The sequence below is a fragment of the Rhodomicrobium lacus genome (assembly GCF_003992725.1).
Classification (GTDB): domain Bacteria; phylum Pseudomonadota; class Alphaproteobacteria; order Rhizobiales; family Rhodomicrobiaceae; genus Rhodomicrobium; species Rhodomicrobium lacus.
Genome location: NZ_RZNF01000012.1, coordinates 1,206,661 through 1,221,845, shown reverse-complemented (window position 1 = coordinate 1,221,845; position 15,185 = coordinate 1,206,661). Strand labels below are relative to the sequence as shown.

The following is a 15,185-nucleotide window of genomic DNA, read 5'->3' as shown; positions in this document are numbered from 1 at the left end:
ATTGGCTGCACCGATTGGAAAAAGAGCTTATCCACTAATTTATAAAATTGTCAAAATCCTATGATCATTATAATGATTTCCGGTGTTTCAGTGCGTCGAACGATATCTTGGAGAATGCTATGAAGTGCCAAATGCGCGGTCTGAAGAGGCTCGTCGAATGGTCAACCGTGGTAACTGCCGGTACTGTCTTCATGGTTACGGCAGCTCATGCGACCATTTTGACGAATATCCAGGGCTCCGTGATGGTTGATCGCGGAGGCGGGTTCCAGCCGGTCTCGGTGACGTCGCCGGTTGTTGCGGGTGACCGCATTCGCGCCGTCGCGGGCAGTGCGGACATTGTCTACGACAGCGGCATGATCCAGAGGGTTGCGCAATCTCAGACCGTTGCGGTCCTTTCGAATGGGCAGCCCGCCGGCGGTGTTCCCGGACAGGGAAGCTTTTCAAATAACCTGCCCCTGATCGGCGCCACGCTCGGCGTCGGCATCGGTGTCGGTGTCGCATTGGCGACCAACGATAGCGGTAACGAGTTCATCGGTGGGGTCAGCCCGTAATCCGTCGTCGGAGTGCTCCGATGTTGTTCGGGTCTTGCGTCGCTGTCTTGGTGCTGGCGGTTCTTTTTGGAGGCGGCACGAGTATCGGCTTTCTGGGGGACGCGGTCGCACAAGCAGCGGCGGTTCCGCTACTGTGTATAGCGCTCTGGCCGTTGATGGAGAGATCCGGCTGGGATGCGCAGCGCCGCGCGATTGCAGTCGTGTTTCTTTCCGCCCTGGCGATTGTCGCGCTGCAGCTTTTCCCTTTGCCGTTCCATATCTGGTCCGGCGGCGAAAAGTTACTCAGTCGGAGCGGTACAGCTGGTATTGCGCCGTCGACAGCCTGGGACACATTTTCGCTGACGCCGCAGGCAACCTGGGCAGCCGCTGTGTCGCTCCTCGTGCCAATCGCGGTATTTTCCGCGGTCGTTCGCCTGGATTTTCAGCAAAGACGCCTGCTCTGCTGGATCGTGCTTGGGCTTGGCGTCCTGTCTCTCGTGATTGGCTTCCTTCAAGTGGCCCAGGGGCCTGGCAGCGGGCTTCGATTTTACAGTTACACAAATCTGACGGAGGCCGTCGGTTTCTTCGCGAACCGCAATCACTTCGCGGCCCTCATAGTGGTGAGTCTGGTGCTTGTCGGCTATTGGTCGACGATGCCAAGGGTGGGAGCGCGGCCCCCAGCTTCCAGCCTCCTCATTTGGGCGGTCATAGCGCTCACTTTCGTCGCTTTGGTAACCGGGGTGATGTTGGCGAGATCTCGCGCCGGCTTCTTTTTGGCCATGCTGGCGATCGGAGGCGGCGCGGCCATCTTTTTCGCTGCTCGAACGCGGGAGGATATGGGCGGTCGGGAGAATCGAGCCTCGTCTCAGGCCGTTGCCACTGTCGCAATCATTGCGATGCTTTTTGCAGTCCAGTTCGGCATCGGTCGCCTGCTGACACGCTTCGAAGGCGATTTCGTCGACGATCTTCGCCTCCGTTTTGCCGGTGCAACGCTCCAAACGGCGATCAAATCGCTGCCCTTCGGCACGGGATTAGGTTCTTTCGTGCCGGTGTATAGTGCGGTCGAAAAGAGCGATGACGTCCACCCGGGGTACGCCAATCGCGCCCATAATGATTTCGCCGAAATCTTTCTTGAAACCGGCGTCATCGGTGCATTCGTTATCCTGGCTTTCCTGGCTTGGTTCTCGAACCGGAGTTGGACTGTCTGGAAGGCGCCTCCGGTTGGCGAGGCGCGGGATGTGACGGCGCTGAACCGGACTGCGGTCGTGATCCTCGCCTTGCTGCTAGCCCATTCGATTGTGGACTATCCCCTCAGAACGACAGCGCTGGCTGCCATCTTTGCGCTGTTCTGCGGGATACTTGCTGTTCCGGCGACGTACGAGGTCCAGCCCAAGCCTAAGCCGCGGCGAGGGCGGCACCATTCCCGCGGGGAGGTGAAGCGAGAGGCTTGGGCCAGCGAGATTGCCTGGCCAGAAGACTGGCGGAGGACTGGGGCGAGTTCGTGATCCGATTTCGACATGCGCATCCAGGGTGCCGCACGCTGCGAGCAAAGGTCGGAATAACAGGGACCACGGGCAAGTCTTTAAAGGCAGGTGGGGTTTTCGAATTTGATATTTGAGCGAGAGCCTGCAGCCAGGGCTCAAATTCCAAGTTCGCTTCAGTAGTTTGCGGCCTCTTGTGATCGCTTGGTTTATCTGTGGAGCTATGTCGATGTGCCGCCCATTTTTGCTCATTCTGGATGTCAGCCTTCTCTGCATTTCGACCGCTTTTGCTTTCATCCTGAGGGAGAATTTCGAGATTACCGTGCCGCGTTTCCTTGAATTCGTTCCCTATCTCCTTGCCACGACGATCGCGTCCCTGGTTGCCTTTTCCGTCAGTGGCGTCAACCGAACCATCTGGCGGTTCAGTAGCGGTCCGGACTATCTGCGCGTGATGACGGTTGTCGCGGCCGCGGTCGTTGGCGCGACTGCCTTGACCTTTGCGTGGAATCGTCTTGAAGGAACGTCACGGTCACTGCCCTTCATTCAACTGATCTTCGGAGTAGCGTTGCTCGTGGGCGCGCGTGCCTTGCATAAAATCAGCCATGACTTTCGGCAGCATCGCAAGGCTTTTGGCGCTTTTCTTCAACCGGCTTCACCGTCGCCGCAGATCGCGTTGCTGGTCGTGGGAATTTCCAAACTGACGGAGGCATACCTGCAGGCGGTGTCGGAACTCGCTCCGGGGCGCGTAAGGGTCGTCGGCCTCGTGGGAAGCACCGATCGGCATGTAGGTCGGCTCGTGGCATCGCACCCTGTACTGGGAGAAACGGAGGAACTGGAGAGCATCCTCGATGATCTGGAAGTTCACGGCATAACCATCGACCGTATCGTGGTTGCCTCCCCCGTCCAGTCTCTGCGCAACCCGGAACGCGAAACGCTGCTTCGCATTGAACAGTCTCGCAGCATTCGGCTGCAATTTCTCGTCCAGGATCTCGGCTTCAGTCTCGAAAAGCCTGGCGCGGTTTCGCATGGCAAAAAGAACCGGGCGCCGCGCCCCTCGGATTCGGGCTCCCAGAATGTCAGTTTCCATATCGCCCCGGAGACGCTGGAGAAGATCGCCAGACGCAGATACTGGAAATTCAAGCGCGGCGTCGATTTTCTTCTCGCCCTTTCGGCGCTCATTATCCTCTCTCCCTTTCTGCTCGTATCGGCTGCGTGCGTGGCGGCAAGCATCGGATTCCCGGTCCTTTTCTGGCAGCAGCGGCCCGGTCTCGGCGGCAAGCCTCTAAGGCTCTACAAATTTCGGACCATGAAGGCCGCTCACGATCCAGACGGCACTCGGCTGTCAGACGCTGAACGGGTGTCGCGTCTCGGAAGCTTGATGCGGCGCCTGCGCTTCGACGAGTTTCCGCAATTGTTCAACATCATTCGGGGAGACATGGCTATCGTCGGGCCGAGGCCGCTATTGCACTGGGAGCAAACAGAGGCACAGAGCGCCAGACTGATGGTCAGGCCAGGTCTTACCGGATGGGCTCAGGTCATCGGCGGGCGCGATATATCGTCGGACGACAAGGCGGCGCTGGATGTCTGGTACGTGCAAAACGCGAATTTACGTCTCGATATCGAAATCGTGCTGCGGACGATTGTCATGGTCTTTTTTGGGGAGCGGATTTCCGCGCGCGATATCGAAAAAGCCTGGTGCGATCTTGGTCAGAGCGGAATTGCGCGTCGGCCGGCCGGAGCGAGTATCAAGACACAGATGGCCGGGTTCACCGCGCAGGCTGGTTAACGCCTCTGTTGAGGCTTGCCTTGCCTGCATGCCGTTGCCATGGTGCGCTGGCTCATGAAGCATGCAGGAGGTAATTCATGCTCCATCGTCGGTCTGTGCTTGGTATCGGTGTCGCCCTGAGCACCCTGCCGATCTTGTCAGGCAAGGCGGGAGCGCAGTCTTCCGACCGTAGTCGAGACGTCATCCTGTCCGTGGCCGACGCGAAGGCAGCAGCGGAAAACCTCCTGTCGCTCGCGTTATACGCCAAATTATCGCCGGAGAACGCGTCGGTTCTGGAAGGGCTGAACGAGCGAATTTTCGCCTCGCTCGCCCTGTTGGGAGGTGTTCCCGCGGCCGAGGCGGAAGTCTACGTCGAGCCCGCTCAGGCGGTCCTCGCCACGCAAATCAACGAGCGGGGAATCCCGCTGGTGCCAGCCTCGGCAAGTGGCGTCGTCCCCCTCGTCAACTCCGATGCCCCCGGCGATGACCTCAGCGCGGCCGTGGCTGCGGTGATCAAGACCGCATTCGGGCTTCGGGACATCAATGAAGCCGGTCTTGCAAGCCTCGCAGCACAGTTTTCGCTTAAAGACGTACTCGTACAACTTGGTTCGCTGATCCGTTCGGGCGAGTGGGCCTTGGCAGCGCAGGTATTGAGAACGCTCCTGTCCCGGCTCGCGGCGGTCTGGCAAGCGGTCCCCGCCATCCAGGAGGCGATCGGCCCGGAGGCTACCCGAGGCATCCTCAGCGCGACCGCTGCGAGGTATGTGCCCTTTGTGGGATGGCCGGTGCTTGTCGCCACCATCCTGTTCGCCGTGGCGCAGCATCGGGAACGGCTGATTTCCGCCCTCGACAAGGCGGGTCTTTGAGACTCCTGTCAGAAACGCTCGATGGGAGTGCCGCCCCGGATAAGCCGACCGTCGTGGTGCAAACCGCCAAAGCCAGTCTGACGTGTCATGCCTGATCTGACGACGCTGCAAAATTGTGCTGCCGATCCGATTGTCCTTGCGTCGAATCGATGCCGACTTTGACGCAGGCTGATCCGAGGTCGAACTGACGGCGAGCGCGGTGCTGTGACGCCACCGTCCGCGTCGCAGTCGTCAGGCGTGACCGATCGTGTCGCCCTTGGAGAGGTGGATGATCTTCTCGTAGAGCGAGATCGTCTTCAACGCGTTTTGCTTGAAACGGGCGGCCTGCAACTCGTCGCCGCCGAATAGGGGAATTTGATCCATTTCCTTCACGGCATCTCGTAGCGCGGCCTGGCGCAGTTTGCACTTTTCTACAAAATCCATGTCTCATGCCCTTCCCAAGGTATGCCAAGGGAAGCGCGAAATTAACGCGGCGTCAACCAGGAATAGAAAATGGTTGTATCTTCACCCCGAGCAAGGGGAGCCCGGCTCAAGGTTCATGTCGCCGCTCTCATCTCGTTCCGACGGCCGGCTCAACCGGGGAAGGCAGGCGGCCACCGGATTTTGAAGCGCTGCTTGGGCCCCTTCTTCGCTTCAAGGTTCAAGCGGCGGGAACTTAAAGTCGGGCTGTGTGATCTCCGGTGGACGTCCACAATCGGGATCAAAGCACATGCCTGCCATCACAACAAAAGACGGCATCGAGATCTATTACAAGGATTGGGGTTCCGGTCAGCCCATCGTTTTCAGCCATGGCTGGCCGCTTTCTGCGGATGACTGGGACGCGCAGTTGCTGTTCTTTCTCGGCAAGGGCTTCCGGGTGATCGCTCACGACAGACGCGGCCACGGCCGTTCAAGCCAGACGAGCGAAGGTCACGACATGGATCATTACGCCGACGATCTCGCGGCGTTGACCGAGCATCTCGATCTGCGCGATGCCATCCACGTGGGGCACTCCACCGGGGGCGGCGAGGTGGTCCGCTACCTTGCGCGCCACGGCGAAAGCCGCGCCTCGAAGGCCGCGCTCATCAGCGCCGTGCCGCCCCTCATGGTGAAGACGGAAGCCAATCCGGGCGGTCTTCCGAAGGAAGTCTTCGACGGTTTTCAGGCGCAGATCGCCGCCAATCGCGCGCAATTCTACCATGATATCCCGGCGGGACCGTTCTACGGCTACAATCGCCCAGGCGCGAAACCTTTGCAGGGTGTAATCTGGAACTGGTGGCGGCAAGGCATGATGGGCGGGTCGAAGGCACATTATGACGGTGTCGTCGCCTTTTCGCAGACCGATTTCACCGAGGATCTGAAAAGGATTACCGTGCCGGTTCTGGTGATGCACAGCGAGGACGACCAGATCGTCCCCTATGCCGACGCGGGTCCGCTTTCGGCTAAGTTGCTGAAGAACGGCACGCTGAAGACCTATCAGGGCTTTCCGCACGGCATGCCCACTACCGAGGCCGAGACAATCAACGCCGACCTGCTCGCCTTCATCAAGGGGTGACGCTGCCGCGCGCGAGGTCCGGCGACTGAAAACCGAGGTTGGCGCGTGGCTTGACAGGCGAGCGTGTCGCGCCTTCTTCGCTCGACAGGATCTGGCAGAGGCAGGAGGGCGGCCCAGAACAAGACGCCGTGTGCTTCACTCGCCATCGAGAGCGAGCTGGAATTCCACGCGGCGATTTTTGCTCGTGGTGCCCGTCTCGCTCGTGACGATTGTTTCCGTTCTGCGGCTTACAGTGGCGAGACGGTCTTCGGCAATACCGAGCTTGACCAATTCGTCGACAACCGCCTTTGCGCGCTCCATGCCGAGTTCCTGGTTTCGTTCGCTCTGGCCAAGAGAGTCCGTAAAACCTATGACAAGCAGGCGGATATCCGAATTGGCCATGATGCGGACCAGTTCCGCTATCTTCCTGCCCGCTATCTCCGGGTTTCGGAATTTCGTGCCTTCCCCGAAGAAGATGGCGTTCCTGCGCGCCCATTCCGTGAAGCGCTGCTGCGGCGAAAACACCTGAGCGCTCACCGTCTTCAGCGACTCGCCCTGCTCGGCAACGCTCGCTTTCAGGTCGGCGAGGCTCGCATTTCCGACTTCGATCCGCGCCTCGATGGCAGCCAGTTTGTCCATGACGGTTGAGACCGCGTTCTGAAGATCGTCGACCTTGTGCGCATCGGGGAGAACCAGAAGCCGGCTTTTGATGGGCAGTTCTGTGACACGGCTCGAAACCTGATTTTCGATCCCCTCCTTGATGGCGTAGCTCGGCACCAGACCCGACAAAATCAGGGATTTTCCGTCGCCGTCGAAGCGTACGTCCACGGGGAAGCCCGCCACGCCCGGAAACGCGCTCGCGATGCTTGCGGCTCTGTCGCGGATCGCTTCCATGCGCTCGCTTTGCCAATATCGAACGCCCGCAAATGCGAGGATCGCGAGGATGAGCGCGCTATAAAGCGCGATGGCGAATACCGGCCTGCGCCGTCGCCGGGTCAGGGTTTCCTGCACCTTGTCCGCAAGCGCGGCGAGCGTCTCACGGGCGGAATGCGCGGCGGTATACGGGTCGGGCGAGCTGAGGCGCGATTCTTGAACGTCGAGAACATCGACGATCGTCTTGTCCAAGACATCCAGCAGCGAAGCCCTCGCATATCCCTCGCATCGGAGCACAAACAGCATCTTGGCCGTCATGCGCAGATAGAGCTGCTCTTCGCCGAGATCGATGGACTTCAGAGACTGGCGTTTCGCCTTCAGCGCCTCGGACGCGAACTTGTTCACGGCGGCGAGCATGCCGGTGACGCGCGGTCCGTCATTGGCGATAGGCTCGCTTACGGCGAGATTGGGCGCCTGCCATGAGTCGACGAGCGCGCCGGTTTCGGCATCGATCAGCAGGATTTCTTGCACGCGGAAAGCAGTGCGCCGCCGCAGAAGCGCTTTCGCATAAGACTTGCCGGTGACGAGGCAATACAGCCGAAGCCAGATGAAACGGCCCGACAGCCCTCCTTCCAGGCGCTGGTTCGTCTGCTCCATGAAATCGCGGAAGGCGCTCATCACATAGGCAGACGTCAGCCGCCCGAGGATGGGATAAAGCGCGTCGACGATTTCGTTGCGGGAGTTGCGGATTTCGCTGCGGATGCCGTCGATGATGACAGGCGCCATCGAGGTGGCGAGACCCGTACGGTCCCTGATGCCGGCGGAGCGCATGGCACCCGCCAGGACTTCTGCAACGCTTTCGCGAAGTTGCTCGGGCGAGCCTATGCTCTGATCGTGCGCAGCGACGAGCGCTCGCACGTCTTCAAGGACAGCGCTTTCCCGCCCGAAAAGGACGTCCTTGAGCGCGAGGTAGTCATTCTTAACCGACATCGTCCGCCGCCCGCTCAAGCCGCAAGCGGCCGGCAATGTCGCCGATTGCCTTGCTGAGATCGGAAAGGGCCTCTTTCTGCGAGTGCTCGGACGCCGCCGCAAGGCTGTCGATCCGCTTTTCGATGGACTGGAACCGAGCGCGGCACTCCTGCTCAAACATCGAAAGGCGCTCTTCGATGCCCGCCATGCGCGCTTCGTGCGCGCGGCGTAGATCGCGTAATATGATGTCTTTTATGATAAGTATTTCCGGCGCCGACCCGTCGTCGGCGGTCTCGGTCGAATCTGAGAGCATGTCACCCACCTGCCCGGCATCTATGCAATATGATTCAATACCACATAAAATCGTGGGTCAAAAAAAGATCGTTTGTTTACCTTACCGTCGCTGTGGGCGCTTGGATCGGTCGCTATTGAAGCGAATCGCGCGCGTCGCGGAAAAGCTCCTCGGGGCTGAGCTTATATCTAAGCATCAAGGCTCTGATGCACTCCTCGATCTTTTCGTTCCAATCCGCCATGCCGAGCTGCTCGAAATCTGCCATAGCAAACGAAAGCAGCCGAGCCAGCTTCACGGCAGAAATTCGTGAATATTCGTCTTCGACAAGATATTCTGCTAGCACGATATAGCTCGGCGTATTATTGCGCATGACTGGGCTCCTGCAAAAGGAAACCCCTAAAGAGCATGCCGTCACTACCAAGTCGACTAAGGAGAATTCCCTAGATGTCACATTAGGGGCGTTAGGGGAAGGGTTGTGGAACATCATAGAAAATCAAAGGATTATGTTGAACGCTTGCTTGACTTTAAACGATCTTATGAAGGGTTCGGTGAGGGTTCCACCTCAGGGCGCGCCAAGTGGTATGCGCGATCGGAAAATTAAACGCGAGCATGCCTCATGAAGAATAAGGCGATAAAGCTGTTACTGCTGGGCGAAGTCGGGGTTGGCAAAACGTCGCTCGCGAGGCGCCTCGTGTTTGGAACCTTCGATTCAAGCTACAAAGCGACAATCGGAGTCGACATTTTCGATTTTACCCTCAAGGCCCGTGTCTCCGGCCTGCTCGTGGACGTCAACCTCCTGATCTGGGATATAGACGGCGACTATTCGCAGGATATCTATCGCCACATCTATTCTGAAGGCGCCACCGGTGCGCTCATCGTGTCCGACGTGTCGCGCCCCTTGACCCAGAAGGCTGCGGTAGATCTCTGGGGCGGCTTCGAGCGCGAGTTTCCGGGACGTCCTGCCAAGATCGTCATGAACAAGGCCGATCTTCTGACAAGCCCAGCCAGCACGCTGATGCCGGCGGCTATCGGCGTCGATTTTGTCTGGACCAGCGCGAAGACGGGATATCTGGTGCTTGACGCGTTCGCCGAAATCGCGCGGCACTGCGTTGAGCGGGGGCTTGCCTTATGACCGAAATCGATACGGATACGGCGACGTTGGCCATGTTCGAGCAGAGCGGGTTTGGATTGGCCCTCGCCGATGCGGGGCAGGCGGTGATCTTCTCCACGGGGAAGCTCGCGAGTTGCCTACCCGCAGGAACGGCCGTTTGCGACACCTTCTCTCCATTCAGGGGGCTGGCTCCCAAGATCGCCGCCCTCCAGAAAAAAGCGGCGGGCAAGCTGACGCTTCCGTCGGTGTCGGTCGTCACCGACGCTTCGCCGGTTGAGAAATCGTCGCTGCTGATTTCCTGGGATGCGGAATCGAGACTTTACACGATCTATTGCTATCCCTCCCATGATGATTCCGAAAAGAAACTGGCAGGGAGTCTGCGCCTGAGGCGAATTTCGGACGAAATCATCCGGACCGGCGGGGCGATGAGCCCGGAGCCTCCCAGGCAGGCGGGCGCGGCCCAGACCACGGCGCTCGTGGATCAACTTTCAGCGAGAGAACGGGAGGTCGTCGGGCTTCTGGCTTCCGGTCAGCCCAACAAGGGTGTGGCGCGTATTCTTGGCCTCAGCACGAAAACCGTGGAAGCACATCGGGCGAGAGCGCTCAAACGGCTCAACGTCAGAACCACCGCCGACTTGATCCGGGTGGCGATCGAGGCCGGGCTTATCGACAAGAGGCGCAGCTCCTGATCGATCGAAGACTTGCCCTCTTATTGTATCCAAAAGCGCAATCAAATAAGTTATACCGGTATGCAATAATATACCGAATATTAAACGAACTAATCCTGCGCTATTTATGCTGCGTCTGTTTTTGCTAAGCTCGTTTCCTGAAATAACCGGAGGGACGAGAGAATACGTGTTCTCGTCTCGCCAATCCCGCTATTCGCTCAGGAAAGAGAGACCGGACATGGCCACGAAAAATGACTTCACGCCGGAAGAATGGAAAACTCTGCTCGATGGCGCCGTCCTCTCGGGGCTGGCGGTCACGGCTGCCGAACCGAACGGCATTATCGGCCTGGTCAAGGAGAGCTTCGCCGCCAGTCAGGCCCTGATCGAGGGGCGGCGGGGGCCGAACGAATTGATCCGCTCGATTGTCGAGGACTTCGAAACTTCGCAAGGTCGCACCGACGCGCGGGAAGCTCTCAAGGCGCGGCTCGGCGCAAACGTCGACGCCTCTGTCCTCAAGGCGAAATCCATCGAGACGCTTCGGGAAGTCGCGGCGATCCTAGAAGCGAAAGCGCCGCAGGATGCTCCGGCGGTGAAGGAGTGGCTTTATCATATAAGCCAGAAAGTCGCTGATGCGGCCTCCGAAGGCGGCAACTTTCTCGGCTTCGGAGGGGTGAAGGTGAGCGACGCCGAAAAGGCAACGCTGTCCGAGATCTCCGGGGCGCTCAAGCTCGCTGCGTAACCTTTAAGGAGGCGCGCAAGACCAGGCGCGCCTCAATTGTTTCCATCAAAGCAGTTTTCGTGGACCGGCAGCTTTGAGGTCAAGGGCAGAGATCTGTATTATTTGTCTAAATGACAAGATATGCTATTTACTTTGTGGTAATGGCTTGATTGATTTTGCGCATCGAAGTTGTATTTTATGATCTATACCTGTCGCGTGAGAAACTATTACCGGACTTAACCCATTTTTATGGCAGTTTAGGGACGTCTTTCGTGATATGGCGATCAATTCCCAAAGACCCGGGCCCCATTACGCCGCGTGAAGCGTCTCGCTGGGCTGCGGCAAGAAAGGCCAAGCATCGGATCGTAGCCTTCAGCCTTGCGATCATGGTGGCGATCTGCGTGCTCGTCGGCGAGGCGATCATCAATGAACGACATGACGCGCTGAAGCGCGCCAAGGTCGATGCCGCCAATATGTCGGCGAGCTTCGAAGAGCAGATCCGCACCAATTTCGAGGCCGCGGCGAATGCCGCAGTCGAGGTCAAGCGCAGTTTTGAAGGGGGCACCCCCCTCGATCTCGAAAAAACAAGGTCCGCCGCGCCCGTTTACGGCGCGCCTTCGATCGACCTCACCGTCACGGATGCCGAGGGCAACATCGTGTCGACGACCGTTCCCCGCAGTCAGGCCGAGCCGAGTTTGGCAGACCGCGACTATTTTCGAGTGCAGAAAGACGGCGATGCGGACCTTTATATCGGTGCCCCAGTCCGCGGCAGACTGTCTGAAAGAGCCGTCATCCCGTTATCGCTGCGGCTTGAGAAGAACGGCAAATTCGCGGGCGTGGTGGTTGCGTCTCTGACACCTAGTCTTCTCACAACGCTGCATCGCAAGATCCATATGGGCGAAACGACGGCCATAAGCCTTATCCGCGCCGACGGCGTGCGTTTGGCGCGATATACGAAAGCCGGTGGGCTCGACATTTCCTTTCCCTCGCTCAGTCCCGAGACGCTTGATGTTATTTCCCATTCGGCGGACGCGCGGACCGGTTACTTTATGGGAAACGGCTCCCCTGACGGTATCGTTCGCATCCAGCATTTTCGCAAGTTTCCGGATCTTCCGCTGACCATAGTATCCGGGGTCGGCCGCGATGAGGTTCTGGCGCCGGCGCGCCGGCAGGAGCTTACTTTCGTCGGCCTCGGCCTTGCGGCGCTGTGCCTCCCGTTCTTCATGGCGATCATGCTCAATCGTGAGATCAACAAGCGCGTCGCCCAGGAAGGCGCCCTCGACCGCGAAAGCGACAAGGTGCGGATGGAGCACGCCGCGCTTCTTTCCATCAGCGAGGAACTGGCGAACGAACGCGTGAAGCTCCGCAGGACCAACGCGGAACTCGTCGCCGCGAAAAGGCGCGCGGAACAGGCGAACGAAGCGAAATCGGCCTTCCTCGCGAATATGAGCCACGAGCTGCGAACGCCGCTGAACGCCATCCTCGGCTTCTCGGAGATCATTCGCGACAAGATGATCGGCAACGATATCGACCGCTACGCGTCCTATGCTGCCGACATCCACAAGTCGGGCACGCACCTTCTCAACATCGTCAACGACATTCTCGACGTGACCCGCATCGAGGCGGGCAAGCTCGAACTGCACGAGGATGAGATCAACCTTGACACGCTCATTCACCGCAGCCTTCTGGCGGTGCAAAATCAGGCGCTGGCGGGAGGCGTCCTCCTTGCCGCGCCCGCCCGCAATCTGGGCGTCGTGCTGAGGGGCGACAAGGGCAAGCTGAAGCAGATCCTCGTCAACCTCCTTTCAAACGCCATCAAGTTTACCGCTCAGGGCGGCCGCGTCGTGGTTTCCGCGACACCCGAATGGGATGGAGGCCTTTGCATCAAGATCCGCGACACCGGCATCGGTATGAGCTGCGACGAAATCCGGCAGGCGCTTGAACTGTTCCGGCAAGTGGAAAACGGACTGTCTCGCCGCTATGAGGGAGCGGGGCTCGGCCTTCCGCTCGCGGTTCGGCTGACCGAACTGCACGGCGGCACGCTCACGGTCGACAGCACGCCCGGCGAAGGTACCGAGGTATCCATTCGCTTTCCCGCCAAGCGCGTCGTTTTCGACAAGCGCGTGTCGAAGCAACGCTTCGCCGAGACGGTTCCCGTCAAGATCGCGTCCTGATCGCGCGGCGCGTCATCCCGGTTTGTTGCGCGGGACGGTCAGGAGGGCTACAAACGCCGGGAATTCAAAAAAGGGGGTTCGCCTCAAGTGTCCCGCACCAGTGACGAACGGCACGATTGGACGCGCTCGCAAGCGCAGGAAATTTACGACCAGCCGTTCAACGATCTCATCTTTCAGGCTCACAGCCTGCACCGCCGCTATTTCGAGCCGAACAAGGTCCAGATAAGCCGCCTTCTGTCGATCAAGACGGGCGGATGCCCGGAGGATTGCGCTTACTGCAACCAGTCGGCGCATCACAAGACCGGGCTTTCGGCAGAGAAGCTCATGGAGGTCGAGCGCGTCATCGAAGAGGCGCGCAAGGCGAAAGCGGCGGGTGCGTCGCGCTACTGCATGGGCGCGGCTTTCCGCAGTCCGAAGGAGCGCGATCTCGACATGATCTGCGCCATGGTGACGGGCGTGAAGGCGCTCGGCATCGAAACCTGCATGACGCTCGGCATGTTGTCGGACGCGCATGCGAAGCGCCTCGCCGCGGTCGGGCTCGACTATTACAACCACAACATCGATACGTCCGAGCGCTATTACAAGGAAATCATAACGACGCGCACCTTCGCGGATCGGCTGGAGACGCTGGACCGCGTGCGCGCGGCGGGCATCAAGATCTGCTGCGGCGGCATTCTCGGCATGGGCGAGGAACCGGAAGACCGCTTCGACATGCTCGTTACGCTTGCGAACCTGCCGCAGGCCCCGGAGAGCGTGCCGATCAATCAGCTCGTGCCCGTCGAGGGAACGCCGCTCGAAAACGTGCCGCCCGTCGATCCGATCGCCTTCGTTCGCACGATAGCGCTCGCGCGCATCATGATGCCTCGCTCCATGGTCCGGCTTTCGGCTGGCCGCGCGGAAATGAGCGACGAAACGCAGGCGCTGTGCTTCTTTGCGGGCGCGAACTCGATCTTCATGGGCGACACGCTGCTTACCACGGAGAACACGGAAGAAGGCTCGGACGCGCAACTGTTTGCAAAGCTCGGCCTGTCGCCGATGGAACTGAAACGAGAGGATCGCACCGAAACGTGCGCTGGCCGGGAAACGGTTCATGCTGCGGCCCTATGAAGACGCGCTGGCACGGTTGGAGGAGCGGGGGCGGCTTCGCCAGCTCACCCTTCCGTCCGGCTACGACTTCACGTCAAACGACTATCTGGGCCTGGCTGAATCGCATGAACTGAAGGATGCCGTGCTTGCCGCGCTCGAACGCGGCATTGCCATCGGCGCGGGCGGGTCGCGGCTTCTCCGCGGCAATTACTCCGAACATGAGAGTCTCGAAGCCGACGCGGCGAAGTTCTTCGGCGCGGAAAGCGCGCTGTTCTTCTCGAACGGCTTTCAGGCGAATTACGCGATCTTCGCGGCGCTGCCCAAACGCGGCGACCTTGTGGTTTACGATGCGCTGATCCATGCAAGCGCGCATGACGGCATGCGTGCGGGCAAGGCTGAAATCGCAAAAGCCGCGCATAACGACGCGAACGCGGTGGAAGATCGCATCCGCGCGTGGCGGGCGGGGGGCGGCAAAGGGCGCGCCTGGATCGCGGTCGAAAGCCTCTACAGCATGGATGGCGACCGCGCGCCGCTCGACAACCTCGCCGCTATCGCGGACCGCAACGAAGGCGTGCTCGTGATCGATGAGGCGCACGCGACAGGCGTCTTCGGGCCGGACGGTGCCGGCCTCGGCGCGCATCTCGAAGGCCGGGAGAACGTCGTTTCGCTCCACACCTGCGGCAAGGCGCTCGGCTCGGCTGGCGCGCTCGTGTGCCTGTCGCGCACGCTCCGCAATTATCTGGTCAACTGCTCGCGTCCATTCATTTTCTCCACCGCGCCGTCGCCGCTGATCGCCGCCGCCGTTCGCGCCGCGCTGCGCCTGTGCAAGGAAGAGCCGGAGCGGCGGGAGAAGCTGACACGGCTGATCGCCTTCGCAAACGCCGCCATCAAGGAGCGCTGCGGGATTGAGGGCAGCGGCTCGCAGATCGTGCCCGTCATCGTCGGGGCGGACACGCGCGCAACGGCGCTTGCGGCAGCCATGCGCAGCTACGGCTACGACATCCGTGCCATCCGGCCTCCGACGGTGCCGGAAAAGACCGCACGGCTGCGAATCTCGCTCACCCTCAACACGAGCGAGGCCACCGTCAGCGACATGCTGGACGCCTTGGCGCACGAGCTTCCCCGCGTCAGCGAATAGA

The 15,185-nt window shown here is 60.0% G+C and carries 15 protein-coding genes; 11 read left to right on the top strand and 4 right to left on the bottom strand.

Annotation, left to right across the window (positions count from 1 at the left end):
* Positions 1-131: 131 nt before the first annotated feature.
* From EK416_RS15125 to EK416_RS15110, 4 genes are all read left to right on the top strand, one after another.
* Positions 132-551 carry a hypothetical protein gene (locus EK416_RS15125; RefSeq protein ID WP_127078926.1) on the top strand — a complete coding sequence of 140 codons (420 nt, stop codon included), beginning with the start codon at positions 132-134 and terminating at the stop codon, positions 549-551.
* Between the two features lie 20 nt (positions 552-571).
* Positions 572-2,035: an O-antigen ligase family protein gene (locus tag EK416_RS15120; protein WP_127078924.1), complete on the top strand. Its 1,464-nt coding sequence runs from the start codon at positions 572-574 to the stop codon at positions 2,033-2,035.
* 109 nt (positions 2,036-2,144) lie between these two features.
* Complete coding sequence (locus EK416_RS15115; protein ID WP_245434070.1) at positions 2,145-3,797, top strand: sugar transferase; 1,653 nt, start codon at positions 2,145-2,147, stop codon at positions 3,795-3,797.
* A gap of 77 nt (positions 3,798-3,874) precedes the next feature.
* Positions 3,875-4,642 (top strand): hypothetical protein, encoded by a 768-nt coding sequence (locus tag EK416_RS15110; RefSeq protein ID WP_127078922.1) that lies wholly within the window; start codon positions 3,875-3,877, stop codon positions 4,640-4,642.
* A 231-nt stretch (positions 4,643-4,873) separates the two neighbouring features.
* Here the strand turns inward: EK416_RS15110 and EK416_RS15105 are convergent, their stop codons facing one another.
* The gene (locus EK416_RS15105) at positions 4,874-5,065 is read right to left on the bottom strand and encodes a hypothetical protein (RefSeq protein WP_127078920.1); all 192 of its coding nucleotides are present in this window, start codon (positions 5,063-5,065) and stop codon (positions 4,874-4,876) included.
* A 286-nt stretch (positions 5,066-5,351) separates the two neighbouring features.
* Here EK416_RS15105 and EK416_RS15100 point away from each other — a divergent pair, with 286 nt between their 5' ends.
* Complete coding sequence (locus EK416_RS15100) at positions 5,352-6,176, top strand: alpha/beta fold hydrolase (protein WP_127078918.1); 825 nt, start codon at positions 5,352-5,354, stop codon at positions 6,174-6,176.
* Positions 6,177-6,311: 135 nt separating this feature from the next.
* On the opposite strand, the gene EK416_RS15095 is transcribed toward EK416_RS15100, so the two are convergent.
* The 3 genes from EK416_RS15095 to EK416_RS15085 all read right to left on the bottom strand — a co-directional run bounded on the left by EK416_RS15095 (position 6,312) and on the right by EK416_RS15085 (position 8,659).
* Positions 6,312-8,018: an OmpA family protein gene (locus EK416_RS15095; RefSeq protein WP_127078916.1), complete on the bottom strand. Its 1,707-nt coding sequence runs from the start codon at positions 8,016-8,018 to the stop codon at positions 6,312-6,314.
* Positions 8,008-8,310, bottom strand: a complete 303-nt coding sequence (locus EK416_RS15090) for a hypothetical protein (protein WP_127078914.1) — start codon at positions 8,308-8,310, stop codon at positions 8,008-8,010. The genes EK416_RS15095 and EK416_RS15090 overlap by 11 nt, the downstream gene beginning before the upstream one ends.
* A 112-nt stretch (positions 8,311-8,422) precedes the next feature.
* Positions 8,423-8,659, bottom strand: a complete 237-nt coding sequence (locus tag EK416_RS15085; RefSeq protein WP_127078912.1) for a hypothetical protein — start codon at positions 8,657-8,659, stop codon at positions 8,423-8,425.
* Positions 8,660-8,905: 246 nt separating this feature from the next.
* Between EK416_RS15085 and EK416_RS15080 the strand changes: the two genes are divergently transcribed.
* The 6 genes from EK416_RS15080 to EK416_RS15055 all read left to right on the top strand — a co-directional run bounded on the left by EK416_RS15080 (position 8,906) and on the right by EK416_RS15055 (position 15,184).
* Positions 8,906-9,421, top strand: a complete 516-nt coding sequence (locus EK416_RS15080) for a Rab family GTPase (RefSeq protein WP_127078910.1) — start codon at positions 8,906-8,908, stop codon at positions 9,419-9,421.
* A complete protein-coding gene (locus tag EK416_RS15075; RefSeq protein ID WP_127078908.1) occupies positions 9,418-10,089 on the top strand; it encodes a response regulator transcription factor in 672 nt (223 codons plus the stop codon). Before EK416_RS15080 ends, EK416_RS15075 begins: the two co-directional genes overlap by 4 nt.
* A 217-nt stretch (positions 10,090-10,306) precedes the next feature.
* Entirely contained in the window at positions 10,307-10,807 is a 501-nt protein-coding gene (locus EK416_RS15070; RefSeq protein ID WP_127078906.1) for a hypothetical protein, read from the top strand.
* A 251-nt stretch (positions 10,808-11,058) separates the two neighbouring features.
* Positions 11,059-12,960 (top strand): sensor histidine kinase, encoded by a 1,902-nt coding sequence (locus EK416_RS15065; RefSeq protein WP_127078904.1) that lies wholly within the window; start codon positions 11,059-11,061, stop codon positions 12,958-12,960.
* An 87-nt stretch (positions 12,961-13,047) separates the two neighbouring features.
* On the top strand, positions 13,048-14,067 hold the full coding sequence (gene bioB, locus EK416_RS15060; protein ID WP_127078902.1) for a biotin synthase BioB: 1,020 nt from the start codon (positions 13,048-13,050) through the stop codon (positions 14,065-14,067).
* Positions 14,051-15,184 (top strand): 8-amino-7-oxononanoate synthase, encoded by a 1,134-nt coding sequence (locus EK416_RS15055; protein ID WP_127078900.1) that lies wholly within the window; start codon positions 14,051-14,053, stop codon positions 15,182-15,184. The genes bioB and EK416_RS15055 overlap by 17 nt, the downstream gene beginning before the upstream one ends.
* Position 15,185 lies beyond the last annotated feature (1 nt).